The following is a 26,180-nucleotide window of genomic DNA, read 5'->3' on the forward strand; positions in this document are numbered from 1 at the left end:
TCAGCTATTGCATGGGATCAGCTTAACGATCGCGATTGCATCGAGCTTTCTCATTTGGTCGGGTCGTGATGGGAAGCCAAATCCATCACGGACTGCGAAAATCGGGATATCGATCTCGACTCTGATCGCACTCTAGTCCCTGCTGACGATTCCGATGCTCTTGTTTCAAGCACGGTTGATCGCGGACGGTTCACTCTATTGCATCGCCGAGCATTCAGAGAATTCTCCGATCGAAACCCTGCACGAGCTACGTGGATTCTCATTCTACACAACAAAAACCGGGTACAAATCGACGTCTGAATGGTACTTTCACGGTTTGATGATCGTAGATCATCCGGACGACCAAAGGGTTTACAATTGGTCTCCAAGACATTGGCGTTTCGATCTTGTAGAACGCCCGGACGCACTGATCGAACCGGTCAGAAACGTCTGCGTCGCAAAGTAAGTTCTACTGCGCCGGATGCGACGGCAAATCCGGCATTGGCACCCAGCGTGGTAACTCATCCGGCGAGACTGAGACATGGAGCTTCTCTGACCGGTCGCGGCCCACTTTGCGGTGCTTGCGCAGCAGGAAAATCTTGCCCCAGCCACGCCAGGTTCCGACAGAACGGGCGGAGGTATCCGTCGGGAACCTATCACGCCAACCCTCAGGTAGCGGAAGACCATGCAGTTCTGCCTTATCCAGCATCCAGACCAGAGAAATGTTGCTGAGGGGACGGGCCTCTTCAAAGCCGTTCAACTGGCCACCCACATCACCGTGAGTGCCACGGAACCAAACTTGTTCGACATGGCCTTTGAATTCGGGCGTACATTTCCACAAGACCGGCTCAAACACTTCGCGAGTCTCGTCCAGTGCCATTGCGTGGTACCCGTGGCGCGTCGCCGGTCCAAGCTGGTGGGTGTGAAAGGCGTGACGCTCTTCGGCCCAGCGCCACAGCAGCGGCAGACGCATGCCCAGCGCTTTGACCGTATCCCAGACGCCAACCATCTCAATCGCCACATCTTCGTGACAAAATTGCCTCCGGAACTCGGCCGCAGCCGACCCGCTGGCATTGCATTCATAGTGCCGGTAGGCCTGTTTGATGTTGCGCACAGTGGCATGTTCGGCCTTGAGCAGACCGATCATGTCAATCACACCAGCCAAGCTGCGCACACCGTAAGCGCCGCGTGAATAGCCGATGAAATAGATACGGTCGCCGGGTTTGTAGCGTGAAGCGAGATAGCCATATGCGCGGCGGATCTGGCGGTTGATGCCCCGCCCCATCATCACGTCCAGCGAGGACTTCCAGTTTTCCCACTGTACACCGGATTCGTAAAAGACGGACACTTTGCTACCCATTTCGCGGCACAGTCGCAGGGTCTGACCCGCATGGGTTTCGTAGCCCGGCTCAAGCGTCGACATGGTGCCGTCTAGGATAATCACATGGCTGACGGGCTCGCGGTGAAGCGCCTCGGCGGAATGCTCGGACCGTAAGGGCCGTCCGAGCCATCCCAGTACCTTTCTACTCAGCCGCGACAGAACCATGCGTCAACAATTCCCATACTTTATGAGGTGTGAAAGGCATGTCCGCCTGCCGCACCCCGTAATCCCAGAGCGCATCCTGAACCGCGTTTGCCACCGCGGCCAGCGCGCCCACGGTGCCGGCCTCTCCGCATCCTTTCATCCCCATCGGGTTGGAAGTTGACGGAACCGGCGCCGAGGTAAACTTAATCATGGGTATCTCGGCCGCGCGGGGCAAGGCGTAATCCATCAACGAAGCCGTGAGCAGTTGCCCCTGCGCATCATGCACAACACGCTCCGTCAATGCCTGACCGATACCTTGTGCCACCCCGCCATGCACCTGCCCTTCGGCCAACATCGGGTTGATAAGATTACCGAAGTCGTCGACGACAGTATAGCGATCCACCCAGGTTTCACCGGTGTAAGAATCAATCACGACTTCGGCAACATGTGCGCCATTGGGATAACTCCGCGCATCCAGATTGGCGCTGGCCTCGTGACTTAGCACGTCGGCACGCCCATCGGCGCGGGCCATCTCCGCAGCCTCGGTGAGCGTCGGCGTCAGGTTTGACCCCGGTGCGCGGAAGGTTTCATGGTCGAAACGCACATCACTTTCCTCCACCCCCATCTTATCCGCCAGATACGGCGTGAATGCGGCGATCATGACGTCAATTGTCGCCAGCGTGGCCGTACTTTGCACCGTGACTGAACGTGACCCGCCAGTCCCGCCACCATGTGGCAACTGATCGCTGTCACCCTGGACCACATTGATCTGGTCCATCGGAACTCCGGTTTGGTCTGACAGGAATTGCGCATAGACCGTCTCATGCCCCTGCCCGTTCGATTGGGTACCGACATAAAGGTTCACCGTACCATCCTCGCAGAACTCGACTTTCGCGTTTTCCGAAGGGTCACCCAAAATGCTTTCGATATAGTAACACAAGCCCCGCCCCCGGATCAGGCCACGTTCCGCATCTGCAGTTTTTCGCGTCGTGAACCCATGGGTCTGGGCACCTGCACGGGACAGGACCATATCGAAATCACCAACGTCATAGATTTCGCCAGTCGCGGTCTTGTAGGGGAAGTTTTCCGGCTGGATGAAATTCCTGCGGCGCAACTCCCAAGGATCGACGCCCAGTTGGCGCGCGGCGCGATCCATTACACGTTCCAGAACATAGATCGCCTCGGGCCGCCCTGCCCCCCGATAGGCATCGACTTGCGTGGTGTTGGTATAGAACCCCTCAACCCGCAGATACGTCGTTTGAACGTCATAAACCCCCATCAACACCTTGCTGAAAAGACTGGTCTGGATCGCTTGCCCGAAATGACTGCTATACGCACCCAGATTTACCTTGCTGTGCACACGGTAGGCCGTGACTTTCAGGTCCTCGTCAAAGGCGAGCTCAGCCAATGAGGTCAGGTCGCGACCGTGATGATCCGACAGCATCGCCTCGGATCGGTCAGACATCCAATGAACCGGCTGCCCGAGTTTCATCGCTGCAACTGAGACGCAAAAATACTCAGGGTACGGCATGACCTTCATGCCGAATCCGCCACCCACATCCGGAGTAGTGACACGGATCGCCTCGGGTTCCAGCTTCAGCTTTTGCGCCAACTGCCCCCGCATCGCCCAGACGCCTTGCCCACCATAGGCAAAGTGCAAACGTCCATCGACCCAATTGGCCTGACATCCCCGTGGCTCGATTGAGGTGATGATCACGCGGTTGTCGGCCACATCCAGCGAAACGGTATGCGCGGCGGCCTGAAAGGCGGCATCGGTTGCTGCTTCATCCCCCAACCCCCAATCAAAAGCACGATTGTCGGCGACCTGATCATGCAGTGGTTCACCACCGGCTTCGACATCCAGTTTTGCGGGCAGATCATCTGTGTCCATCCAGATCATCTCAACAGCATCTCGCGCCTGCAACAACGTGTCTGCGATCACGACAGCCACAGGTTCGCCAACAAACCGGACGCGGTCTTGGGCCAGCATATGCCTGTCGGGCGCAAGGGTCTGAGAGCCATCGCGGTTCTGCACAGTTGCTGCATTCATCACAGTGTCGATCCCAGCCGTCGAGAGATCATCCAGCGTCATGACAAGGCGCACCCCTTCCGCTTCACGCGCGGCATCCAAATCCAGCGCCGTGATCCGACCATGGGCAACCGGGCTGCGAAAAAAAGCTGCGAACAGAGCATCTCCGGGTACATCATCGTCCATGTATCGTCCGTGCCCGGTCAGAAACCGCTGATCTTCTGTCCGTTTGACGGGCTGGCTTTTGCCGAACTTTTCCATGCGATGATCCTCCTGCGATGGCGACCGTAGCCCGCCACAAGACGATGTCCAGTCGAAGAGGCAGCTCCCTCGTGTCTTGCCAGTCATTTTTTGGTTAACCTACAGATCATCACATGGGCACATGACAGCGTATTTCCGTTCACCGCCCTGCTGACCAGCGGCGGCGAAGCCACCCACGACGTGTATGTCGGTTCCGACGCCCGCGCGGGCATGGTACGGCACGGCCCCGGCCTTCGTCATGCGCTACGCCGATGACAAACTTGCCTCAGAAAGGCATATGGGCGTCCTGAAGGATGCTTTCGGTGATCATCTTGAGACGGTGGAATTTGACGGTAACGACCACTCATTGCTGACTTTGGATTTCCATGAACCGGCCTACCAGTGTGTTCAGGACTATTTTCGCGCGCGCTTTGCCCAAGCCGAATAGCATACAACCCTTCCCCTTCCCTTACGCATTCGCTATTGCAGGCGCTGACCCGAATTTGTTGACGCAGGACGCATCCAATGGCGATGGAAAAGACATTCAACGCGGCCGAGGCTGAGGCCCGCATTTATGAGGCTTGGGAACGGGCCGGGGCCTTCAAGGCAGGCGCGAACAGATCGCGCGACGAAAGCTTTACCATCATGATCCCGCCTCCCAACGTGACGGGCGCATTGCATGTGGGCCACGCGTTCAACAACACCTTGCAGGATATCCTGACCCGCTGGCACCGGATGCGCGGCTTCGACACGCTTTGGCAGCCCGGTCAGGACCATGCCGGTATCGCCACCCAGATGCAGGTTGAAAAGATGCTGGCCGCCACCCAACAGCCCAGCCGAAACGAGCTGGGTCGCGAGGCTTTTCTGGACAAGGTCTGGGAATGGAAGGGCGAATACGGCGGCACGATCATCGAGCAGCTGAAACGTCTTGGCTCCTCCTGTGACTGGTCGCGCAACGCCTTCACCATGGCGGGGGCACCACGCGATCCGCGCACCGGGCATGAAAACTCGGCCAACTTCCACGACGCGGTCATCAAGGTCTTCGTCGACATGTATGAAAAGGGCCTGATCTATCGCGGCAAGCGGTTGGTCAATTGGGACCCCCATTTCGAGACCGCGATCTCGGACCTTGAGGTCGAGAATATTGAGGTCGCGGGCCACATGTGGAACTTCAAGTATCCGCTGGCTGGTGGTGAAACCTACACCTATATCGAGAAGGATGAGGACGGGAACGTCGTTTTCGAAGAAGAACGCGATTACATTTCGATTGCCACGACCCGCCCCGAAACCATGCTGGGTGACGGCGCGGTTGCGGTTCATCCGTCGGATGAACGGTATGCGCCAATCGTTGGGAAACTCTGCGAAATCCCGGTTGGTCCGAAGGAGCATCGTCGCCAGATCCCGATCATCACCGATGACTACCCCGATCCTGATTTCGGCTCGGGTGCGGTGAAGATCACTGGTGCACATGACTTCAACGACAACATGGTCGCCAAGCGCGGCGGCATTCCGATGTACCGTCTGATGGACACCAAAGGCGCGATGCGGGCTGATGGTGCGCCCTACGCCGAAGAGGCTGGTAAAGCGCAGGAATACGCACGCGGGCGTGAGTTCACCGAGAACGAGATCGACGCGATTAACCTTGTTCCCGACCATCTGCGGGGTCTCGACCGGTTCGAGGCGCGCGCGAAAGTGGTCGAAGAGATCAACACCGACGGTCTGGCTGTGATGACCCGTGCAGATGACCCGGTTCTGGGCACCAAGTTGGGCGATGATGAAGATCCTGCCGCACTGGTGCCGCTGGTCGAGAGCAAACCGATCATGCAGCCCTTCGGCGACCGCTCGAAAGTTGTGATCGAGCCAATGTTCACCGATCAGTGGTTCGTGGATGCCGAAAAGATCGTCGGCCCCGCGCTGGATGCGGTTAAGGACGGTACAGTCAAAATCCTGCCGGAGTCGGGCGAGAAGACCTATTACCACTGGCTGGAAAACATCGAGCCCTGGTGCATCTCGCGCCAGCTGTGGTGGGGCCATCAGATTCCGGTTTGGTATGGGCCGAAGAAAGACCCGAGCCAGAAGCCTCTGGGCGTCGATTACGACAGCCCGGAACTGGTACCTTTCTGTGCTGCAACATTCGAAGAAGCCCAGAACGCGGCTCGTGAGTTTTACGATGTTTCGCACGTCGTCGAGCATGCTGAAGGCAACGACATGTTTGACGATGCCGTAGAAACGGCCGCGCTTAGAGGCAATGGCGATTTTGTGATCATTCGCCGCGACCCCGACGTCCTCGACACCTGGTTCTCTTCCGGTCTCTGGCCCATCGGCACGCTGGGCTGGCCCGAAAAGACCGAAGAACTGGAGCGCTACTTCCCGACCGATGTCCTGATCACCGGCGCGGACATCCTGTTCTTCTGGGTCGCCCGGATGATGATGATGCAGCTGGCCGTGATGAACGAGATCCCGTTCCACACTGTCTACCTGCACCAGCTCGTCCGTGACGAGAAGGGCAAGAAGATGTCCAAAACCACCGGCAACGTCATCGACCCGCTGGAAATCGTGGACGAATTCGGTGCCGACGCGCTGCGCTTTACCAACGCCTCGATGGCGGCGATTGGCGGCGTGCTGAAACTGTCCCGTGAACGCATCACCGGCTATCGCAACTTCGGCACCAAGCTGTGGAATGCTGTCCGCTTTGCCGAGATGAACGAGGTCTTCACCGACGCCGTTCCTCAACTGGACGTGGCTGACCTGAAGCCCAAAGCTGCGGTGAACCGCTGGATCATCGGCGAAACCGCACGTGTGCGGGAAGAGGTCGACGCGGCGCTGGAAAGCTATCGCTTCAACGACGCGGCCAACGGGCTTTATGCCTTTGTCTGGGGTAAGGTTTGCGACTGGTACGTGGAGCTGTCCAAGCCACTGCTGCAAGGCGATGATGCCGAGGCCCAAGCCGAGACCCGCGCGACCATGCGTTGGGTTCTGGATCAGTGCATGGTCCTGCTGCACCCGATCATGCCCTTCATCACCGAAGAGCTGTGGGGCTTGACCGGCGACCGTGCCAAAATGGCCGTCCACGCCGATTGGCCGACCTATGCCGCCGCCGACCTGATCGACGCGGATGCGGATCGTGAGATGAACTGGGTGATCTCGGTTATCGAAAACACACGCTCGGCCCGTGCGCAGATGCGGGTTCCAGCCGGCCTCTATGTGCCGATGCTGGTGACCGAGATCGACGCGAATGGGCAAGCCGCATGGGACCGCAACGAAGCGCTGATCAAACGCCTGGCACGGATCGACAGCCTGACCAAGGGGGATGAACTGCCCAAAGGCACCATCTCGATTGCCGCCCCCGGCGCGAGTTTCGGCCTGCCATTGGCGGATATCATCGACATTGGCGCGGAAAAGGAACGGTTGGAGAAAGCCAAGGGCAAGCTGGCCAAGGAATTGGGCGGTCTGCGCGGACGTCTGAACAACCCCAAATTCGTGGCCTCGGCCCCGGAAGAGGTCGTCGCGGAAGCCAAAGCCAACCTTGCCGCCCGCGAAGAGGAAGAGGCGAAACTGAATGAGGCCCTCGCCCGTTTGGCCGAAATCGCCTGATCTTCGTCTTTTCGCAAATACTCAAAATCTAACACCCGCCGCTCACCCGGCGGGTTTTTTTGTTCGGTGACGCATTTCACCTTGTTTCTATCCGCTTGCGATTGTTAGCAATCTCTGCAGACAACTCCGAGGAAGTCATGGCGCGCCCTTTCCCTCCTGTGCAGACAATTTCGACTGGCCTTGTGGTGGCCGTTGTCGGCTTTTTCAGCTCTTTCCCGATCGTGCTGCAGGGCCTTATTGCAATGGGCGCCTCGGAGGCTGAGGCGGCCTCGGGTTTGATGATGGCCGCGGTTGCAATGGGGGTGACGGCGATTGTGGTCAGCCTTTGGTACCGGCAGCCGATCAGCGTGGCATGGTCAACACCCGGTGCCGCTCTGCTGGCGGTCTCGGCGACCCCATTGGTCGGATTTTCTGATGCAGTTGGGGCCTTTCTTTGCGCCGGAGCCCTGACTGTTGTTGCCGGAATGTGGCGTCCGCTTGGACGGCTTGCGGCCGCTATCCCGACAACACTTGCACAGGCCATGCTGGGCGGGGTTTTGCTGCCCTTATGCATCATTCCGTTCAAGGCGGCAGTTGAGCTGCCCTGGCAAGCGCTACCGGTCATTCTGACGTGGTTTATCGCTGGGCGGATCAATCGGTTGATCGCAGTTCCTGCCGCAGTGGTTGCCGCGGCAATCGTCGTTGTATTGAACGCCGGTGACGGTTCGGTCCGACCCGAGCATCTGGTCGCCGCCCCTGTCTGGACCATTCCGACATTCTCGATCGCATCGGCGATCGGGATTGGCATCCCCCTGTTCATCGTCACCATGGCTACGCAAAACATACCCGGCATCGCCGTCATGCGCAGCTTTGGGTATGCGCCAATTGCTGGCAAGTTGTTCTCAGCCGTCGGAGGAGCCAGTATTCTGTCTGCCCCCTTTGGCGCTCCGGCCACGTGCCTTGCCGCGATTACCGCTGCGATGTGTTCAAACGAAGACAGCTACCCGGACCCGAACCAGCGTTACTGGTCAGCGGTTATGGCAGGCCTATTTTACTGCGTATTTGGCGTCTTTGCCGTGGCAATCACCGGGTTCGCGGCCCACGCCGACCCATTGCTCATGGGCACTCTGACCGGCATTGCCCTGATCGGTGTGATGGCAAACGCGACCTTTGCCGCATTAGAGGTTCCCGCCGAACGCGAAGCGGCGATTCTGACATTCGCCATCACCGCATCAGGCATCACTGTCTACGGCCTGGGCGCTGCCGTCTGGGGTTTGGCCGCAGGTGGTATCGCCTATCTGGTTACCAACCGATCCAGATGACAGCTTTCCCCCGCTGTGCTGGTCGGGTACTATGAACCTATGTTTGGATCGCTCGGAAAACTGGTCGAACGCCAGATCAAAAAGGCGCAAGCCGAAGGTCAACTAGAGGGGCTGGAGGGCGAAGGCCAGCCGCTGCCTGACCGTTCGTCCGAGGCTCAGACCGATCCGGCCGTCGCCGCCGGTCATCGGATCATGGCGCAAGCAGGCGTTCTTCCCGAAGAGTTCAGCATCAAGAAAGAGTTGGATGCCGCCCGCAAAACCTATGCGTCGCAGTCCGATGCTGACGAGCGTAAAGTGACTATGGCTAAGATCGCCGAGCTTGAGATGCGATACAATATGGCCCGTGATGCACGACGGGCTTTTATGCGTTAATTGCCGGGCGCAAATGCCCTGCTTGACACGGAAATCGAGTTTCCCGATGGATCCTTGGCATTTGCGAAACTGTAGCCATCCGCCGAGTGGATCGGACCGAATTTCAGCCCGTGCTGTGCGGCTTGTCTGCAAAACTTGGCAACGTCCACGACATCAAAAACAATTTTGACCGCTGCTTGCCCCTGCCGAGCGGCCTTGCTGGCCGGATGTAACAACAGGCGCACCCCGTCCCCGTCAGGCACAAGCTCTACAATCCGGTCCCCTTCCAGTTGGCGCACTGCATAGCCAAAATGCGTCTTATAGAAATGTACCATCTTGTCGATGTCTTTGGTGTACAGGATCAATCGTGTGACAGGTGCCGAGATCATTTGAACTCTGGCTTGCGACCTTGCAAATTCGCCGCAATGACCTCCATCTGGTCGGGTTTGCCGATCAGCTCCGCCTGCTCTGATGACTCCTCCAGCAGCACCTCTGTGCGAGGCTTGGCTTCCGCAACCTCTATCAGGCGCTTGGCCGCGCGGATGGCCGAAGGGCTTTGACCAGCGATGTCTTCGGCCAAGGCCAATGACTCGGTCAGTGGGTCATCCGACAGTTTGGTAACCAGCCCCCAGTCCGCCGCCTGCGCGGCACCGATGGGGCGGGCCGAATAGGTCAACAGGCGTAAAACGTCCGACCGGACCAGCTTTGGCAGCAGAACCATCCCGCCCATGTCGGGGATCAGACCCCACTTCATCTCCATCACGGCGAGTTTAGCCTCGGGATGTGCTATCCGGATGTCAGCGCCCAGCGCAAGTTGCAAACCGCCGCCATAAGCAACACCCTGAATGGCACAAATGACGGGAACGGGCACGCGTTGCCAAACCAAGGCAACTTCCTGCACTTCATTGGCGTCCTTGTGGCTGCGGGTCATCAACCATTCGGTCGGGTCCGTTTGCGCCATGCTCGCAAAGCTGGCCATGTCCAGACCCGCGCAAAAGCTTTTGCCTTCACCCGATAGCACCACCGCACGGGCATCCGAGGCAGCGACCTCCTGCCCCGCAGAAATGATGGCCTTTATCATCGCATCATCCAGCGCATTCATCTTGTCGCCGCGCGTCAGAGTTACGTGCGCGATGTGATTTTTGTATTCGACGGATACTCGTGACATCTCAGGCCTCTCAATTCCGGTTAGGGGTACAATGCCCCGATGGATCAGGCAGTTCCACCTCAACGTTAGGGCAGATTTGACGCAGGCATGCGCCCGAACCAGGGCGAATCCAATGTCATGACGTAGAAATGTCCCCCGGCCAACTTGCCACCCGTGGTGATGCCCAGCCGACCCCCGGGGTCTTGCAAGGTCTGCAGGATGTTCCCGTCGCCGTCAAACTGCACCATCATCCCGCGATGGATCGGCGCAGGCCGCACCGTCGGCCCCAGTCGCCAGATCACCTTGCGCAAGAACGGGTATGGCATCAGTGCCTCGCTTGGCACGCGCGGGCTGGCAAAGGCCATCCAATACGTACCATCGCCCTGTGCCTCGATGTTGTCGGGATAGCCTGGGAGATTGTCCATCAGGACCTCTTGCTGCCCGGCCTTCGGGCCTGTCAGCCAAAGCTTGTGCACCCGGGCGCGCCCGGTTTCGGCGATCAGCAGAAAATCCTCACCCGGCGACAACGCGACGCCGTTTGTGTAGACAAAGCCTTCGGCCAGTTTCTCGGTCGTGCCATCGGGCGCGTGACGGGCAACGTAACCTGTGTCCGATTGCTCCCAGATGGTCAGTACCGAAGTCGGTTTGGTCCCGCCCATCGTTTCGGGATCGAACCGATCGGACGAGTTTGAGAAATAGATCGTCCCATCCTTCGCCACGTCCAATTGATTTGCATAGATCACCGGCGCGCCGTTTATCTCGGACACCACTGGCTGCAGCGTACCGGGGCCTGTCCATCGCATGATGCCGCGGAAACTGTCGGCGATATAAAGCACCCCATCCGGACCGACCGTCAGCCCCAAGGGCCGACCGCCGAGATCGTCAACTTTCACCGGGACCTCGTCGTCTATTCGGTACAGTGCCCCGGACAAGCTGGTCGTGTACACGGACCCGCCCGGCATGATGGCAATGTCTTCGGGGCCTTTCTCACCGTCAGGCAACGAGATCAGCTCCAGCTGGTCCAACGCATTGTTCTCGGCAAAGTCACCAGTGAAACCCAGTGCTTCGGGTGGGGTCCATGCCACCGGTTGAACCGGGACCGGCCAGAAAACCAGATAGGCGAGGCCGACAATCAACAAGCCCAAAACAATGCGCATGCGCGCTCCTCCCTTTAATCGTTACGCGAACAATGCGGAGCAGCATCCTGCAACGCAAGCTTGCCTGTCGTATGACCTTACGTTTATCTGCCCCCATGACAGAGCCACGCTATACCCCGCTTGCCCAATCCCTGCCTGCAACCGTGCCGTTTGTTGGCCCCGAAACGCAGGAACGCCAGCGTGGCGCGCCATTTGTGGCGCGGCTGGGCGCAAATGAAAGCGTGTTTGGACCCTCTCCGCACGCCATAGCGGCAATGGCAGAAACGGGGATCTGGATGTATGGCGATCCGGAAAACCACGATCTGCGCGCTGCATTGGCGGATCACCATGGAGTCGGGTCGGAAAACATCGTGGTTGGCGAAGGCATCGACGGGCTGTTGGGTTACCTGGTGCGGCTACTGGTCGGATCCGGAGACGCGGTTGTCACCTCAGATGGGGCATATCCGACCTTCAACTACCATGTGGCTGGGTTCGGCGGAACGCTCCACAAAGTGCCGTATCGCGACGACCACGAGGACCCGGTGGCGCTGTTTGCCAAGGCGGGTGAAGTGGATGCCAAGCTGGTGTATCTGGCCAATCCTGACAACCCGATGGGTAGCTGGCATTCCGGAGCGGATATCGTGGCGGCGCTGGACGATCTGCCTGACGGGTGTTTGCTTGTATTGGACGAGGCCTATGTGGAATGTGCGCCTGAAGGCACCGCCGCCCCTGTGGCAGCAGACGATCCGCGGGTGATCCGGATGCGAACTTTTTCCAAGGTGTACGGCATGGCGGGCGCGCGGGTTGGCTATGCCATCGGCGCACCCGGCCTGATTTCAGCCTTCAATAAGGTGCGCAACCATTTCGGAATGAACCGAGCCGCGCAGGCCGGTGCGCTGGCCGCACTGAATGATGCCGAGTGGCTAAATCATGTTCAGACCAAGATTACCGAAGCGCGTGATCGGATCAGCCAGATTGCCCGCAAGAACGGGTTGGAGCCCCTTCCTTCGGCAACCAATTTCGTCGCCATTAATTGCGGGAAGGATGGGGCCTTTGCCAAGGCAGTTCTGGACTCGCTGGTTGCGCAGAGCATTTTCGTGCGTATGCCCTTTGCCGCCCCGCAAAATCGCTGCATCCGCGTCAGCTGTGGCGAGGCAGCCGATCTGGATGCCTTTGCCACAGCATTGCCAAAAGCGCTTGCCGAGGCGCGGCGTTAGGTCTTCGACGCAAGCACCGCAGCTGCAGCTTCTAACGCGCCGTTGCCGCGAGGGATATCCAGCGCGGCCAAGGCTGTTTCCAGACCGCCCAAAGTAGCCATAACCATCTGGCCGTTGACGTGACCCATATGGCCAAGACGGAAGCATCCTTCCCAGTCGTCCATCCCCAGACCAATACCAAGGGTCAACCCCATTTGGTTTTCAGTGAACTCGCGCAATGGCGTGCCGCGTCCCTCGGTTAGTCGCAAGGCGGTGACAGCATGGCTGCGATGTTGACGCTCCGCAACATTCAAATGCAGCGCGTCACCTTGCGCCCAGGTTTCACATGCTTCCCAGATGGCCGTGGCTAGCCTCTCGTGCCGCGCCCAAACCTGTTCCATCCCCTCGGCATGGATCATGTCTAAGGCTGCGCGCAAACCGTAGAGGTGATGGGTCGGTGCGGTGCCGTTGAAATACTGATAGAACAGGTCGGGGTTGGATCGTGGCTGCCAGTCCCAATACTGCGAAACTCGTGGCATAGCGGCCCGTTTGGCCTGTGCCTTGTCATTGAAGAAGACAAAGCCGGTGCCAGCGGGTGTCATCAGCCCCTTCTGACAGGCCGTAACCGTGACGTCGACGCCCCAGGCATCCATTTCGAACCGGTCACACCCCAGCGAGGCAATGCAATCCGCCATCAAAAGCGCCGGGTGGTCCAGATCGTCCAACAAGGCGCGTAGTGCTGGAATGTCGTTCCGGATTGAGCTTGACGTGTCCACATGAACGGCCAGTACCGCCTTGATCATGTGGGCTTTGTCGTCACGCAATGCCTCGGCAATACGGTCAAAATCCCACGCCGAGGACGAGCCGAAGTCGATCAATTGAACCTTGGCGCCGATACCCTCGGCCATCTCGGCCCAGCCATGGGTAAATCGGCCAGATGCGGGGGCTAGAACCGTTTCACCGGGTGCGATGACGTTGGACAGCGCGGCTTCCCACGTTCCGTGGCCGTTAGAGATATAGATAGCAACGCTATGCTCGGTCCGCGCCACGCGACACAGATCGCGGGTCAGCGACGGCATCATCTCGATCAGCTCGCCCTCGTAGATATTCGGTGACGGGCGGTGCATGGCTTGCAACACCGCGTCTGGAATGACCGAAGGTCCTGGAATCGCCAGATATTCGCGACCTTGCGCCAGGGAAATGGAGTTTATCATGGGATCAACCTGTATGAATTGACGCCCACCCTAGCGCAGCTTTAAGCGGCGTCAATCCATCAGCTTGGAGGCCGCGCGCGCAAGGTTTTCGATACCGGCCCAATCCCCATCAATGACCATCTTTTTCGGCGCAACCCAGCTTCCGCCCGCGCAAACCACATTGGACAAGGACAGGTAATTCTTTGCATTTTCGGGCGACACACCACCGGTCGGACAAAACTTGATTTGCGGCAACGGTGCGCCGATCGCCTTCAACGCCGGTGCACCACCCGATGCTTCGGCCGGGAAGAACTTGAGCATGTCATAGCCCTTTTCCAACAGACGCATCGCCTCACTGGCTGTGGCGGCGCCGGGCAACAAGGGCAAGCCTTCGGCCTCGCAAGCCGCGATCAGAATGTCGGTGGCACCGGGCGAGACCCCGAATTGCGCGCCTGCCTCTTTCGCGGCGCGCACATCTTCGGGCGTCACCAAAGTTCCTGCGCCGACGACGCCGCCCGGAACATCCGCCATCGCGCGGATCGCGTCCAGCGCGGCGGGTGTGCGCAGAGTAACCTCAAGCGCGGGGAGGCCACCTGCGACAAGCGCCTCGGCCAAAGAGCGCGCCTGAGCCGCATCATCGACGACAAGGACAGGAACAATGGGCGCAAGTGCGCAGATTTCACGCGTGCGTTGGGTTTTGGACATGGGTCAAACTCCGAAAATACTGGCGCCGGTGTCTGCTGATCCGACGTTTTGGCGGAAGGTAGCGAACAGGTCACGCCCCACGCCGTGTTGGTTGGCCGACAGATCAGCAGTGGCAGGGGCACGGTCCAGAACCCCGGGGGTCAGAATCTCCAACTCACCCTTCACCGCATCGACGCGCAAGATGTCGCCATCCTGCAGGTAAGCGATCGGCCCGCCATCCAGCGCCTCGGGGCAGACATGGATCGCCGCAGGGACTTTGCCGGACGCGCCGGACATACGACCATCGGTTACAAGCGCCACCTTTTGCCCGCGGCCCTGCAAGATCGACAGGATCGGCGTCAGCGAGTGAAGCTCGGGCATGCCATTTGCTTTGGGTCCCTGGAACCGGACAACAACGATGACATCGCCGGTGAACTCTCCGGCCTTGAACGCGGCTTTTGCTTCGTCCTGATCATGGAACACGCGTGCAGGCGCTTCGACAACCTGATGTTCCGGGGCGACGGCCGAAACCTTCATCACGCCGGTGCCCAGATTGCCGGTCAGACGCGACAACCCACCAGTGGGTTGGAACGGGTCTTTCGCCGGACGGACGATTTTTTCGTTCAGACTGTGGCCAGCCCCGTCTTCCCAAACCAGTTCACCGTTCTTCAGCTTCGGTTCTTTGGTATAATTCTGCAGCCCCTGCCCTGCGACGGTTAGAGTGTCGGGGTGCAGCAGCCCGTCTTCCAGTAGCGTTCCAATGCAGTACCCAAGACCACCCGCTGCGTGGAAGTGGTTCACGTCTGCCAGACCGTTCGGATAAACCCGAGCAACCAAAGGCACCACGGCGGAAATGTCAGAAAAATCCTGCCAATCCAACACGATACCACCTGCCCGCGCCATTGCGATCAAATGGATCAGCAGGTTGGTCGACCCACCCGTGGCCATCAGACCCACGATGCCGTTCACAAACGCACGCTCATCCAGTACCTGATAGACTGGTGTATAGTGGTTGCCCAGCGCACTCAGCGACAGGGCGCGGCGCGCACCTTCCTCGGTCAGCGCATCCCGCAGAGGCGTGTTGGGATTCACAAAGCTGGAGCCTGGCAGGTGCAGGCCCATAAATTCCATCAGCATCTGATTGGTGTTCGCGGTGCCATAAAAAGTACAAGTGCCCGGTCCGTGATACGCGGCCATTTCAGCGGCCATAAGCTCGTCACGGCCGATCTCTCCTGCGGCAAATTTCTGGCGAATCTTGGCTTTTTCATCGTTGGGCAGACCGCTGGTCATCGGTCCGGCTGGCAGGAACACAGCGGGCAGGTGGCCGAACGCCTGTGCGCCGATAATCAAACCGGGTACGATCTTGTCACAGACGCCCAGGAAAACGGCCGCATCGTAGGTGTTATGGCTCAGCGCCACTCCGGTCGCCAGGGCAATGACGTCACGCGAAAACAGAGACAACTCCATCCCCGCCTCGCCTTGGGTGACACCGTCACACATGGCTGGCACGCCACCCGCAACTTGTGCAGTGCCACCTGCGGCTCGGATCGCATCGCGGATCAGGCCGGGATAACGCTCGAACGGCTGGTGGGCGGAAAGCATGTCGTTATAGGCGGTGACGATGCCCAGATTACCGGCCGTATCAGTGGCCATCGCTTGCTGATCCTCACCCGCACCGGCATAGGCATGGGCTTGACCGCTGCAAGACAAATGCGCGCGCGCCGGTCCCTTGGATCGGGCATGTTCCATACGCTCAATATGCGGGCCGCGCAGTCCGGCGCTGCGGTCGATGATGCGTTGAGTGACGTCGGTGATGACTGTATTAATCATGATTACCCTCCGATCTGACGCCAGCGGCGCCCATCGCGATGCATCAGCATCAGCGCTTCTTCTGGGCCGGAACTGCCCTGATCATATTTCGCGGGGCGATCTCCACGCTCTTCCCAACTGTGAATAATGGGATCAACCCAGGCCCAGGCGGCTTCGGCTTCGTCGCCGCGCATAAACAGGGTTTGGTCGCCACGAATGACATCCATGATCAGTCGTTCATAGGCGTCCGGCGATTGCGCCTCATCCCCAAGCGCCTCGGCAAAACTCATGTCCAGTGCAACATCTGACAGGCGGAACCCGCCCTGCCCCGGTTCTTTAATCGTTGTTCGCAGGGTAATACCTTCGTCCGGTTGCAGGCGGATCACCAGCACGTTGCCGTGCAGCGGGCCGACATTGGGGAAGATCGTATGCGGCGGATCCCGGAAAAACACCGCGATTTCGGATTCGCGAGCCCGCAGGCGTTTTCCAGTTCGCAAATAGAACGGCACACTGGCCCAGCGCCAGTTGCCGATATGAGCCTTAAGAGCGATGTAACTTTCTGTGCGGCTCGCGGGGTTGCCAACATGATCCAAATAACCGTCGCCACCTTTGCTCGAACGATATTGGCCGCGTGCGATGTCAGACGGCGCAACAGGCTCCAGCGCCTCGATCACCTTGACCTTCTCGTCACGCACGGCGTTGGGCGAAAATTTGGACGGAGGTTCCATCGCAGTCAGGCACAATAGCTGAACCAGATGGTTCTGCACCATGTCCCGCATTGCACCGGACTGATCGTAATAGGCTCCGCGCCCTTCGACGCCAACAGTCTCTGCCACGGTAATCTGAACATGATCGACATGTGTCGCGTTCCAGAGAGGTTCGAACAGGGAATTGGCAAAGCGCAGTGCCATCAGGTTCTGCACGGTTTCCTTTCCCAAGTAGTGGTCAATCCGATATATCTGATGCTCTTCAAAGCAGGCTCGCAGCCCGGAGTTCAGCGCCTTGGCTGAGGCGAGGTCGTGGCCAAAAGGTTTTTCGACCACGATACGGCTGTCGGGCGTCGCCATACCATAATCGCTGAGCCTTTTTGCGATGCCAGAGAAAAGGCTGGGGCCAACTGACAGGTAGAACGCGCGCACAACGTCAGGACGCAAGGTTTTGGCAAGGTCTTTCCAGCCGGAGTCCCCCATTGCGTCAACGGGAACATATTCAACATGGCTTAGAAACTGATCCAGAACGTCCTTTTTGAACGCAGGCGCAAATTCTTTCATCGAGGCGCGTATTTGGTCACGGAACCCGTCACTGTTCATGTCGGACCGCGCCGTGCCGATGATCTTTGCGTCTTCGGGCATCTGGCCGACTTCGAACCGATGATAGAGCCCGGGCAAGATCTTGCGCTGCGCCAGATCGCCGGTCGCGCCGAATAGCACCAGATCGAACGGGTCTACCGGGATTACGCGTGAAACCATCTATGGGCTCCTTCAAATCTGCTGGCATCACTCAGACGCAGTTATCACTGGTCCTTGTGATGCAAGCATTGTTACCGCTAACATTCAGGCACTGAATAGGGAAGCGCAACTGGAAAATCAACCCTGATTCCGCAACCACTCCATTACCGAGGATCGAACCGATTGGTCTCCACGATGGCGGGCGTCAGCGATGATCTTACGCAGTGACTGCAGATCGGCGCGCAACAGCACGCTTTTGACCGGGCCTATCGACGCAGGGCGCATAGACAGGGTCCGAATACCCATGGCTGCCAGACAAAGCGCCTCAACCGGTCGCCCGGCATCCTCGCCACAGAAAGACAACGGCGTGTTCGAGATATTGCAGCGTTCGACAATCCGTTCGATGAAGGTCAGGAAGCTGACATTCAGCGTGTCATAGCGTCGGCGCACCAGCTCGTTTTCGCGGTCAGCGGCAAAAAAGAACTGTTTCAGGTCGTTGCCCCCGATCGAGACGAAATCGACCTCGTCAAAGAACTTCTGCGGGGCAAAGGCGAGAGACGGCGTTTCCAGCATTGCGCCAACTTCGATCGATTCTGGCAGCACATGACCAAGGCGCTTTTCGCGTTCGATGGTCTTGTTCACTTCCCAACGTGCCTCACGGTATTCTTCGGCCTGCGCCACAAACGGGAACATGATTGTCAAAGGCCGCCCATTGGCTGCACGCATCAACGCCTGCAACTGCATCCGCATAACGCCGCGCTTATCCAGACCAACGCGAATAGCGCGCCAGCCCAAAGCCGGGTTGGGCTCTTCGACGTGCTTCATGTAGGGCAGAACTTTGTCCGACCCGATATCCAGTGTGCGGAACACCACGCGCATGTCGCCAGCAGCATCCATGACGCGCTGATATTGTGTCACAAGCTCGGACCGCTTGGGCATCTGATTGCGGATCAGGAACTGAAGCTCGGTGCGGAATAGGCCCACACCCTCGGCCCCGGAATTGCCCAACGACGGCAGATCCGCCATCAGACCCGCGTTCATAACCAGATTGATCCGTTCACCATCGCGCGTCACTGTCGGAGTATCGCGGATCGAGGCATAGCGTTCCTGCGCTTTAGCCTGCATTGCGATTTTATCGCGAAACGCAGAGACAACCGTATCTTCCGGACGCAGTTGGACCATACCCTGATCGCCATCAACCAGAATATGATCTCCGTTCAACGCCTCGGTCGTGATGTGCCCAACGTGAACCACCAGTGGAATTGCCAGGGCGCGAGCCACAATCGTTGCGTGGCTACCGACCGAGCCTTCCTCAAGAACGATCCCTTTCAACGAGCGACCATATTCCAACAGATCCCCAGGCCCGATATTTCGGGCAACCAGGATCGGATCGGGTGGCAGGTCGGCCCCGTTGGTGCCCCCCTGCCCGGTCAGAATGCGCAGCAGCCGGTTGCTGAGGTCATCCAGATCTGCCAGCCTTTCCCGCAGATAGGGGTCGGTAACCTGCCCCATGCGCGCCCGCGCTTGCGACTGTTCTTTCTCAACCGCCGCTTCGGCGCTAAGGCCCAGGGCAATGTCCTCTTCCATCCGGCGCATCCAGCCTTTGGAATTGGCGAACATGCGATAGGCTTCCAGAACCTGCAATTGTTCCTTGTCACCGCCCTGCGAAATCTCAAGCATCTTGTCGACGCCCACGCGCAGCTCATCCACGGCCTCGTTCAGGCGTTCACGTTCGCGGTGGGGATCGTCGGCAATCGGGTTGGTGACGACAACACGGGGCTCATGCAACCAGACATGCCCTTCGGCAGATCCTTCCTGTGCTGGTCCCCCCTCAAATTGCACCGATTGCTGGTGCCGGGGTGAAAGCGCTGCGCCCTCGCCCACAAAGGCACCAAGCTCGGTCATCTCGGCCAGAACCATGGCGACCACTTCCAGAGCATAGACCTCGTCGGCTGAATACACGCGCGCATCACGGGATTGCACGACCAGTACGCCCAGCTTTTCACCCAAACGCTGGATCGGCACCCCGATGAAGGACGAGAACCTCTCTTCGCCGGTTTCCGGCATATACCGAAACCCCTTGGTCGAAGGCGCGTCTGCGGTGTTCACAACCTTGCCGGATTGCGCAACATGACCCACAAGCCCTTCACCCAACCGCATACGTGTTTTGTGAACCGCCTCTGGCGACAACCCTTCAGTCGCGCAAAGCTCAAGGGTGTCGGCATCCCGGAACAGGTAGATCGAGCACACCTCGGCCCGAATACTGTCGGCAATCAGATGCGTGATCCGGTCAAGACGTTCCTGACCGGCGGCTTCACTCGCCATCTCTTCGCGCAGCCGCCCCAGCAGCTTGCGGGATTCAGTTTCGGTGCCTTCCGCCATATCCCACCCAAATTACGGAATCAGGCGAGACCTTTGGCTGAAATGCTCAGGCCGCCTTGTCCAATTCAAAGGCATCATGCAGTGCCTGAACAGCAAGTTCCATGTATTTCCTGTCGACTAGGACGGAAATTTTTATCTCGGAGGTTGTAATGACCTTGATGTTGATCCCCTCATCCGAGAGTATCTTGAACATCTTGGCCGCCACGCCCGACTGCGAGCGCATACCGATACCCACGACCGAGACCTTGCAGACATCCTGATCCGCGACCAGTTCGGCATAATTCAGCTCACCCGCATCCTTGATCGCCAGCAATGCCTGTTCGGCGCGGGCCACCTGATCGGTGGGGCAGGAAAAGGTCATGTCCGTGCGCCCTTCGTCCGAGATGTTCTGCACGATCATATCGACATTCACGCCCGCATCGCTAAGCGCGGTAAAAATGATCGACGCGATGCCCGGGCGGTCAGCCACCGAGACAACGGTCATCTTGGCTTCGTCGCGGGAATAGGCCACACCGGCCACAACATTGGATTCCATGATATCCTCCTCATCGCAGACCAGCGTACCAGCCTCGTCGGATTGTTCCTCAAAACTTGAGAGAACGCGCAGTTTCACCTTATACCGCATCGCCAATTCGACCGAGCGGGTTTGCAGCACCTTTGCCCCCAACGAGGCCAATTCCAGCATTTCCTCGAACGAAATACGGTCCAGCTTGCGTGCCTTCTCGCAGATGCGCGGGTCGGTGGTATAGACACCGTCAACATCCGTGTAGATGTCGCACCGCTCGGCACCGAAGGCGGCGGCAAATGCCACGGCGGTGGTGTCCGACCCACCCCGGCCCAAGGTCGTGATACGGCCTTCGGGGCTGATGCCCTGGAACCCGGCGACAACGGCAACCTTCATGCCCTCGCCAAACTTCTGGTTCAGGTTATCGGTCGGAATTTCTTCGATCCGGGCCTGGCTGTGGGCGCTGGTGGTCATCAGCGGAACCTGCCAGCCCTGCCAACTGCGTGCCGGGACATCCATTTCCTGCAGCGTCAACGCCATCAGACCAGCCGTGATATTCTCACCCGAGGAAACGACGGCATCATATTCACGCGCATCATATAGCGGTGAAGTTTCATCGACCCAGCCCACAAGCTCGTTCGTCTTGCCGGACATGGCCGACACGATGACGATCACGTCATAGCCCTTCGCCACTTCGACGCCGATGCGCTTGGCTGCGCGGCGGATACGGTCAAGGTTGGCCACCGAAGTGCCGCCAAATTTCATCACGAGTAAGGGCATGGGGGCAAGTGTCTCCGCGCCTTGGATTTCTGGTCCCGTGCGTCTTATGCGAGGGGGGCCGCAAGGGCAAGAGTTCAAAACCAGTCGGATGGCCGCACCTGATCGCTTTACAACCGACCAAGAGGCTGTCAGCCTGCAACTCGCATTTATTCCCAGAGGTTCTCCATGATCCGCGCTGCCGCAGCCCTCGTCCTTTTATCCTCATCCGCCTTTGCACAGGTCTCAACGCTGGCTGCAACCGACGGCAAGAATGCACTGGGTACGGTGCCCTGTGCCAAAGGCGGAGCAGCGCTGAGCAGCTGCCACGCCGAGCTGCGACACCATGACGATGGGACCATGACCTTGGCAGTGGGGCTGGGCGGCGCCGAAGTACGCAGCATCTATTTCACCGATGGCGTACCGACCTCCAGCAGCTCACCGGCCCGGATCAGTCACGAAACACGGGGTGACCTGACAGTGGTCTTCATCGACCCCGATGAAGTTTACGAAATCCCCACGGCGGCTTTGAAACGTCAATAATCGTGCGGCTGACCGTCCCAGGTTTCAAAACACCCGGTCGTGGCCAGTGACAGTGACTCAAAGCGGCAAAGCAGCCCATTTGTTGCCTGATCCACAGTGATCTCAGCCTGAGTGCCGCCCATATCCGTCTGCACCCACCCCGGATGGTAGATGCCCACCGATATACCATCTGCACGCAGATCAGTGGCCAGATTCCGCCCCAAATTCAGGGCTGCTGCTTTGGACGCGCGATAAATATAGCTGCCACCGGGCGCGCGTGTGTGCGACGCCATCTGCGACGACAGGATCACAACTTTGCCTTGCGCTGCCCGAAGATTGGGCAAAAGCACCTGCACGGTTAGAAACACGCCCGTCACATTGGTCGCAAAACTCTGCGCCCACATGTCGGCAGGATAGCCGTCTATTCCGTGGCCTTTGTCCAGATAGACCCCGGCGTTGCAGATCAACAGATCAACCGGACGACCCGCAAGCCCTTCTGCCATAGAAGCCTGCTGCCTCGGGTCTGTCACATCCAGTACAAGCTGCGCACTGGAATCCCGTGCGGTTCCGGTAACGTCATGGCCCTGCGCGCGATAACGATCTGCCAGAGCTTGCCCAATTCCGCGATTAGCCCCGGTGATAACGATATGCATGGGTCAGTTCGTTTTACGGGTGGGAAGAAATGGAAGCGGCGAAACCGGCACACCGTCTTCGATCAGCGCTTTGGCTTCATCGGGCTTGGCCTCGCCATAAATCGCGCGTTCGGGCGCATCGCCCAAATGGATCTTACGCGCTTCTTTGGCAAAATCCTTACCGACATAGTCCGAGTTTTCCTCGACCTTGCGGCGCAGATCGGCCAGCACCTTCTCGATATCTGGCGACGGGGTCGCGACATCCACTTGTTTGCTTTGTGGTTCAGTTGTCTGGGCATTGCGGGCCGGACGAACGCGAGGGGTCATGATAGCCTTATCTACTTGCGCGTCACCACACACAACGCAGGTCACCATACCTGCGGAGGCGAGTTTGTCGTAAGCGGCGGCCGATTGAAACCAACTGTCAAATGTATGGTCGCGGCTGCATTTCAGCGAATATTGAATCATGGTCCGTCCATTTTCCGGTAGGCAAATAGATACCGACAGACATGGCAAGATCAAGCCCTTCGCAAGGCGACTCAGTGTAGAATCGGGCCAAGACGGCGTAACAAAAGGGACAGTTCCCGCGATTTCACCAGAGAGGCCGCTTTTTTAGGCGAAACCCATTTTCGCTTTCGTTGGGCCCGTTCAGGAAATTCAGGCGCAATGGACGTAACACAGAGGGGAAAGACATCCACCAGACACAATACGGGGTTCGTACTGGAGCGGGGTTTCAAATATGAGAAACGACCCATGGGCTTGATTGCGCAATTGCCTTTAACCCCAGCCTCTTCCCAAGCTTCTCGTCTGGCGGTTTGCGATGGTGTCATATCCGCGATCAGCCAGCCCTTCGGTATGATCCAGCGCTTGGATTTGCGCGTTGTGATCAGCAAAACCCTGAGCTTTCCGTGTTTGATGCGATAGCAGAGCGCTGCCGATTGATGCTTAAGCCGCAGGTGCTGTTCGCTTCCCCGCAGACACGTCGGTTGCCTCGCACCGATCACGCCGCACCACCTTTCAAACTGCTTTCATCCTCAATCGCCGACCTTTGAGGTTTTTATACATTTAGCGGCCGGCTGGGGTCAGAATACCATATGGTGCGGTTTCTTCCAAGCATTTAGGCCGTTTTCAAACGCGGGCAGCCAGCTTCCGAACCAGATCTTCATGCGGGATATCGGCATCGATTGCCAGTCGCCGCAGCCCAAAGTGAACTCGGGCCACCTGCTGATAGTACCGGGTGTAGACGTAGTTCGTACCACCACCTGCGATCGCACCCAGAATCGGTATCGATTGCGCCGCCAGCTTCTGGCCCAGTACAATGGACAGACGCGGCGCTACCGCTGAAATTAGCTTTTGCATCGCTGGGCCAGTCAACGTCAGGCGGACCGAAAAGAAGCCCAGATCTGCGCCATCGTCAAAAGACAGTGGTCCGGCTGCAGACAGGACCCGAACGCAATCAAATTTGACGCCTTCCTCGGACGGATCGAACCCTTCGCGGAACGCCGCACCCTGAATGGCACGCAATAGCATGGCCGTTGTTGCAGGCAATTCCATCAGGGCAGTCGACACGCCACCCATGCCACCGGCCGCCCCCATCGCCGTTGCGACAGCCGTGTTCACCCATGGCTTTTGATCCGGAACGGCGCGACGCGAACCCTCGGCTGCGTGCATCGCTAGCCAAAGCGCCTGTTCGGTGGCCCCTGTCAGCCCCTCCCGCACAGATACAGGAAGTTGTTCCAGTAGCGATTCCGCCGACCCCCCCAAACTGTTCAACAGTTTAACGCCGGGACCTCCGGCGGTTCTGTAATACTTGGCCAACCGATCCAATTCGGCATCGGTATCCAGCTTTTCGACTAGAAGCACGTCCTGCATATAAGCCCTCCTGACGTTAAACATCGGGGCTGAGCGGCAGGGTTTCAATAGCTCAGCGCGTCCAGCGGGTCACCTCGCCACGCACATTCAACCATTCACCGGGGCTCAATTCCGCGCCTAAGACCCGGTCTGGGTTTGTTGGCGGGGGCATTTCCACACCGGAAAGTCGTGTGAACCCGAAACGCGCATAATAAGGCGCATCGCCCACCAGCATCGCCCTTTGCCAGCCTATTTCGCGACCGGCCTCAAGCCCCTGATGGATCAGGAATCCCCCCAGACCTTCGCCTTGATGGGTCGGGTGCACCGCCACGGGGCCCAGCAACAAAGCGTCGTGATCGCCCACATGCACGGGCCAGAAACGGATCGCCCCGGCCAGAATGCCCTGCCCGTCGCGCGCAACAAGCGAAAGGCCCGACACGGGTGGAACATCATCGCGCAGACGATACGAGGACAGCGCTTCACGCCCCGGCGCAAAGCACAGGTCGTAAAGTGCCTCGACCTCCCACCAATCATCCGGCTCCTCCGGCCTGATCACGAACTGCTGCACCCTGCCCTCTTTTCCTAGCTGGCAATCGCCCTAGCACTTCGGTACGCCTTGGGCAAACGCTTGGAGATCTTATGTTCTATCGCCCCGAAGACGGCCACGGCCTGCCACACAATCCGTTCAACGCCATTATCACGCCACGACCGATCGGCTGGATTTCCACGCGTGACACAGATGGGATCAACAATCTGGCTCCGTATTCGTTTTTCAACGGCGTTGCTTACACCCCGCCGCAGGTGATGTTTGCTTCAACCGGAACCAAACACGATCAAGACGGCACGAAAGACAGTCTTGCCAATATCAAGGCAACGGGGGTGTTTTGTGTAAACGTCGTGGCCCACGCACATCGCGACGCAATGAATGCCAGCTCAGCAGGCTTGCCGAAACATGTCGACGAATTTGGCCATGCAGGCCTGACACCCTTGGAATGCGAAACCATCCCATGCGCCCGGATCGAAGGGGCTCCGGCAGCGCTGGAATGCAAGCTAACCCAGATCGTGTCCCTTCCGGGCGAGGCCAATCGGGTAGTGTTCGGAGAAGTAACCGGCGTACATCTGCGCGACGATTGCCTGAAAGACGGCATGTTCGACGTCACAACATTCCAACCGCTGGCAAGGCTTGGGTACCGGGACTATTCAGTGGTCACCGAGCTGTTCAGCCTTTCACGACCGGATGACTAATGCCGCTTCCTGACCCCTTACGCAGATACCCGATCACGCTCCCTGATGGCTCTGATCACAAGGGCACAGTTTTCCTGTCTGAAGCGATTGACCATCCCAGGTTTCAGGCCGGAGAATACAGCTACGCATCGGATTTTGAGCCGTCAGACGATTGGGCGCAACGACTTGCCCCCTACCTGTTTCCGTTTTCGCAAGAAAGGCTGGTGCTGGGGAAGTTCTGTCAGATCGCCCATGGCGTACGTTTCATCACATCATCGGCCAATCATTCAATGGATGGATTGACGTGCTTTCCGTTTCCAGTGTTTGACCCGGACGGAATGACCGGGTTTCAGCCGGACACGCGCGACACTCTCATCGGCCACGATGTCTGGATTGGCTATGGCGCAATGATCCTTCCCGGTGCGCAGATCGGTTCGGGGGCAATTATTGGTGCCGGGTCTGTTGTTCGCGGAAACGTACCGCCCTATGCGATCATTACCGGGAACCCTGCCGAAGTACGGCGGTTCCGGTTCGAAAAGGACACCATCGACCGGCTTTTAGCATTGAACTGGTGGGATTGGCCCGCCGAGAAGATCGCCGAAGCCGAAAAGGCGCTTCTGTTTGGTAATATTGAAGAATTGGAACGGATTGCTCCAAAGTAAAAGGCGGCCAAAGT

Annotated in this window: 26 protein-coding genes; 9 read left to right on the forward strand and 17 right to left on the reverse strand. The window is 58.5% G+C overall.

Annotation, left to right across the window (positions count from 1 at the left end; translation table 11 throughout):
• Window positions 1-154: 154 nt before the first annotated feature.
• Window positions 155-445 (forward strand): hypothetical protein, encoded by a 291-nt coding sequence (locus AC2FLJ_RS18865; RefSeq protein WP_496707145.1) that lies wholly within the window; start codon window positions 155-157, stop codon window positions 443-445.
• A gap of 3 nt (window positions 446-448) precedes the next feature.
• Here the strand turns inward: AC2FLJ_RS18865 and AC2FLJ_RS18870 are convergent, their stop codons facing one another.
• The 3 genes from AC2FLJ_RS18870 to AC2FLJ_RS18880 all read right to left on the reverse strand — a co-directional run bounded on the left by AC2FLJ_RS18870 (window position 449) and on the right by AC2FLJ_RS18880 (window position 4,034).
• Entirely contained in the window at window positions 449-1,525 is a 1,077-nt protein-coding gene (locus tag AC2FLJ_RS18870) for a T6SS phospholipase effector Tle1-like catalytic domain-containing protein (RefSeq protein WP_058276975.1), read from the reverse strand.
• Complete coding sequence (locus tag AC2FLJ_RS18875; protein WP_496707148.1) at window positions 1,503-3,794, reverse strand: xanthine dehydrogenase family protein molybdopterin-binding subunit; 2,292 nt, start codon at window positions 3,792-3,794, stop codon at window positions 1,503-1,505. The genes AC2FLJ_RS18870 and AC2FLJ_RS18875 overlap by 23 nt, the downstream gene beginning before the upstream one ends.
• Before the next feature lie 99 nt (window positions 3,795-3,893).
• Window positions 3,894-4,034, reverse strand: a complete 141-nt coding sequence (locus tag AC2FLJ_RS18880) for a hypothetical protein (protein WP_186437380.1) — start codon at window positions 4,032-4,034, stop codon at window positions 3,894-3,896.
• On the opposite strand from AC2FLJ_RS18880, the gene AC2FLJ_RS18885 reads away from it, so the two are divergent.
• The 4 genes from AC2FLJ_RS18885 (at window position 4,033) to AC2FLJ_RS18900 (ending at window position 9,040) form a co-directional block, all read left to right on the forward strand.
• Window positions 4,033-4,221: a hypothetical protein gene (locus AC2FLJ_RS18885; RefSeq protein ID WP_496707150.1), complete on the forward strand. Its 189-nt coding sequence runs from the start codon at window positions 4,033-4,035 to the stop codon at window positions 4,219-4,221. The genes AC2FLJ_RS18880 and AC2FLJ_RS18885 overlap by 2 nt on opposite strands.
• A gap of 77 nt (window positions 4,222-4,298) precedes the next feature.
• Window positions 4,299-7,367: a valine--tRNA ligase gene (locus AC2FLJ_RS18890; protein ID WP_496707152.1), complete on the forward strand. Its 3,069-nt coding sequence runs from the start codon at window positions 4,299-4,301 to the stop codon at window positions 7,365-7,367.
• A 137-nt stretch (window positions 7,368-7,504) separates the two neighbouring features.
• The gene (locus AC2FLJ_RS18895; protein ID WP_496707154.1) at window positions 7,505-8,668 is read left to right on the forward strand and encodes a benzoate/H(+) symporter BenE family transporter; all 1,164 of its coding nucleotides are present in this window, start codon (window positions 7,505-7,507) and stop codon (window positions 8,666-8,668) included.
• Between the two features lie 39 nt (window positions 8,669-8,707).
• Window positions 8,708-9,040 (forward strand): DnaJ family domain-containing protein, encoded by a 333-nt coding sequence (locus tag AC2FLJ_RS18900; protein WP_496707156.1) that lies wholly within the window; start codon window positions 8,708-8,710, stop codon window positions 9,038-9,040.
• Here the strand turns inward: AC2FLJ_RS18900 and AC2FLJ_RS18905 are convergent.
• The 3 genes from AC2FLJ_RS18905 to AC2FLJ_RS18915 all read right to left on the reverse strand — a co-directional run bounded on the left by AC2FLJ_RS18905 (window position 9,037) and on the right by AC2FLJ_RS18915 (window position 11,323).
• Entirely contained in the window at window positions 9,037-9,408 is a 372-nt protein-coding gene (locus AC2FLJ_RS18905) for a VOC family protein (RefSeq protein ID WP_496707157.1), read from the reverse strand. The genes AC2FLJ_RS18900 and AC2FLJ_RS18905 overlap by 4 nt on opposite strands.
• The gene (locus AC2FLJ_RS18910) at window positions 9,405-10,187 is read right to left on the reverse strand and encodes a crotonase/enoyl-CoA hydratase family protein (protein ID WP_496707159.1); all 783 of its coding nucleotides are present in this window, start codon (window positions 10,185-10,187) and stop codon (window positions 9,405-9,407) included. The genes AC2FLJ_RS18905 and AC2FLJ_RS18910 overlap by 4 nt, the downstream gene beginning before the upstream one ends.
• Window positions 10,188-10,252: 65 nt before the next feature.
• A complete protein-coding gene (locus AC2FLJ_RS18915) occupies window positions 10,253-11,323 on the reverse strand; it encodes an SMP-30/gluconolactonase/LRE family protein (RefSeq protein WP_496707160.1) in 1,071 nt (356 codons plus the stop codon).
• Between the two features lie 95 nt (window positions 11,324-11,418).
• Here AC2FLJ_RS18915 and AC2FLJ_RS18920 point away from each other — a divergent pair, with 95 nt between their 5' ends.
• Window positions 11,419-12,519 carry a pyridoxal phosphate-dependent aminotransferase gene (locus tag AC2FLJ_RS18920; protein WP_496707161.1) on the forward strand — a complete coding sequence of 367 codons (1,101 nt, stop codon included), beginning with the start codon at window positions 11,419-11,421 and terminating at the stop codon, window positions 12,517-12,519.
• On the opposite strand, the gene AC2FLJ_RS18925 is transcribed toward AC2FLJ_RS18920, so the two are convergent.
• The 6 genes from AC2FLJ_RS18925 to AC2FLJ_RS18950 form a co-directional block, all read right to left on the reverse strand.
• Window positions 12,516-13,712 (reverse strand): pyridoxal-phosphate-dependent aminotransferase family protein, encoded by a 1,197-nt coding sequence (locus tag AC2FLJ_RS18925; protein WP_496707162.1) that lies wholly within the window; start codon window positions 13,710-13,712, stop codon window positions 12,516-12,518. The genes AC2FLJ_RS18920 and AC2FLJ_RS18925 overlap by 4 nt on opposite strands.
• Before the next feature lie 51 nt (window positions 13,713-13,763).
• Complete coding sequence (gene eda, locus AC2FLJ_RS18930) at window positions 13,764-14,396, reverse strand: bifunctional 4-hydroxy-2-oxoglutarate aldolase/2-dehydro-3-deoxy-phosphogluconate aldolase (RefSeq protein WP_282120010.1); 633 nt, start codon at window positions 14,394-14,396, stop codon at window positions 13,764-13,766.
• Window positions 14,397-14,399: 3 nt separating this feature from the next.
• The gene (edd, locus tag AC2FLJ_RS18935) at window positions 14,400-16,205 is read right to left on the reverse strand and encodes a phosphogluconate dehydratase (protein ID WP_496707164.1); all 1,806 of its coding nucleotides are present in this window, start codon (window positions 16,203-16,205) and stop codon (window positions 14,400-14,402) included.
• A gap of 2 nt (window positions 16,206-16,207) precedes the next feature.
• Window positions 16,208-17,653 (reverse strand): glucose-6-phosphate dehydrogenase, encoded by a 1,446-nt coding sequence (gene zwf / locus AC2FLJ_RS18940; RefSeq protein ID WP_496707166.1) that lies wholly within the window; start codon window positions 17,651-17,653, stop codon window positions 16,208-16,210.
• A gap of 117 nt (window positions 17,654-17,770) precedes the next feature.
• The gene (gene ptsP, locus AC2FLJ_RS18945) at window positions 17,771-20,014 is read right to left on the reverse strand and encodes a phosphoenolpyruvate--protein phosphotransferase (RefSeq protein WP_113790526.1); all 2,244 of its coding nucleotides are present in this window, start codon (window positions 20,012-20,014) and stop codon (window positions 17,771-17,773) included.
• A gap of 46 nt (window positions 20,015-20,060) precedes the next feature.
• Window positions 20,061-21,299, reverse strand: coding sequence for an aspartate kinase (locus AC2FLJ_RS18950; protein WP_058272246.1), 1,239 nt, complete (start codon window positions 21,297-21,299; stop codon window positions 20,061-20,063).
• A gap of 165 nt (window positions 21,300-21,464) precedes the next feature.
• Here AC2FLJ_RS18950 and AC2FLJ_RS18955 point away from each other — a divergent pair, with 165 nt between their 5' ends.
• Complete coding sequence (locus AC2FLJ_RS18955) at window positions 21,465-21,818, forward strand: hypothetical protein (protein WP_496707167.1); 354 nt, start codon at window positions 21,465-21,467, stop codon at window positions 21,816-21,818.
• Here AC2FLJ_RS18955 and AC2FLJ_RS18960 read toward each other — a convergent pair.
• The 5 genes from AC2FLJ_RS18960 to AC2FLJ_RS18980 all read right to left on the reverse strand — a co-directional run bounded on the left by AC2FLJ_RS18960 (window position 21,812) and on the right by AC2FLJ_RS18980 (window position 24,848).
• Window positions 21,812-22,450 (reverse strand): SDR family NAD(P)-dependent oxidoreductase, encoded by a 639-nt coding sequence (locus AC2FLJ_RS18960; RefSeq protein ID WP_496707168.1) that lies wholly within the window; start codon window positions 22,448-22,450, stop codon window positions 21,812-21,814. The two genes, AC2FLJ_RS18955 and AC2FLJ_RS18960, sit on opposite strands and share 7 nt — an antisense overlap.
• A gap of 3 nt (window positions 22,451-22,453) precedes the next feature.
• On the reverse strand, window positions 22,454-22,897 hold the full coding sequence (locus AC2FLJ_RS18965) for a DUF1178 family protein (RefSeq protein ID WP_108861745.1): 444 nt from the start codon (window positions 22,895-22,897) through the stop codon (window positions 22,454-22,456).
• A gap of 71 nt (window positions 22,898-22,968) precedes the next feature.
• A complete protein-coding gene (locus tag AC2FLJ_RS18970; RefSeq protein WP_472724204.1) occupies window positions 22,969-23,433 on the reverse strand; it encodes an NUDIX hydrolase in 465 nt (154 codons plus the stop codon).
• Window positions 23,434-23,557: 124 nt separating this feature from the next.
• Window positions 23,558-24,301 (reverse strand): EcsC family protein, encoded by a 744-nt coding sequence (locus AC2FLJ_RS18975; protein ID WP_496707170.1) that lies wholly within the window; start codon window positions 24,299-24,301, stop codon window positions 23,558-23,560.
• A 52-nt stretch (window positions 24,302-24,353) separates the two neighbouring features.
• Entirely contained in the window at window positions 24,354-24,848 is a 495-nt protein-coding gene (locus tag AC2FLJ_RS18980) for a GNAT family N-acetyltransferase (protein ID WP_058276957.1), read from the reverse strand.
• Between the two features lie 71 nt (window positions 24,849-24,919).
• Here AC2FLJ_RS18980 and AC2FLJ_RS18985 point away from each other — a divergent pair, with 71 nt between their 5' ends.
• Together AC2FLJ_RS18985 and AC2FLJ_RS18990 are read left to right on the forward strand one after the other, a co-directional pair.
• The gene (locus AC2FLJ_RS18985; protein WP_108861743.1) at window positions 24,920-25,525 is read left to right on the forward strand and encodes a flavin reductase family protein; all 606 of its coding nucleotides are present in this window, start codon (window positions 24,920-24,922) and stop codon (window positions 25,523-25,525) included.
• Window positions 25,525-26,166, forward strand: a complete 642-nt coding sequence (locus AC2FLJ_RS18990) for a CatB-related O-acetyltransferase (protein WP_496707172.1) — start codon at window positions 25,525-25,527, stop codon at window positions 26,164-26,166. Before AC2FLJ_RS18985 ends, AC2FLJ_RS18990 begins: the two co-directional genes overlap by 1 nt.
• Window positions 26,167-26,180 lie beyond the last annotated feature (14 nt).

It is taken from the genome of Ruegeria sp. CDSA034 (genome assembly GCF_059612275.1).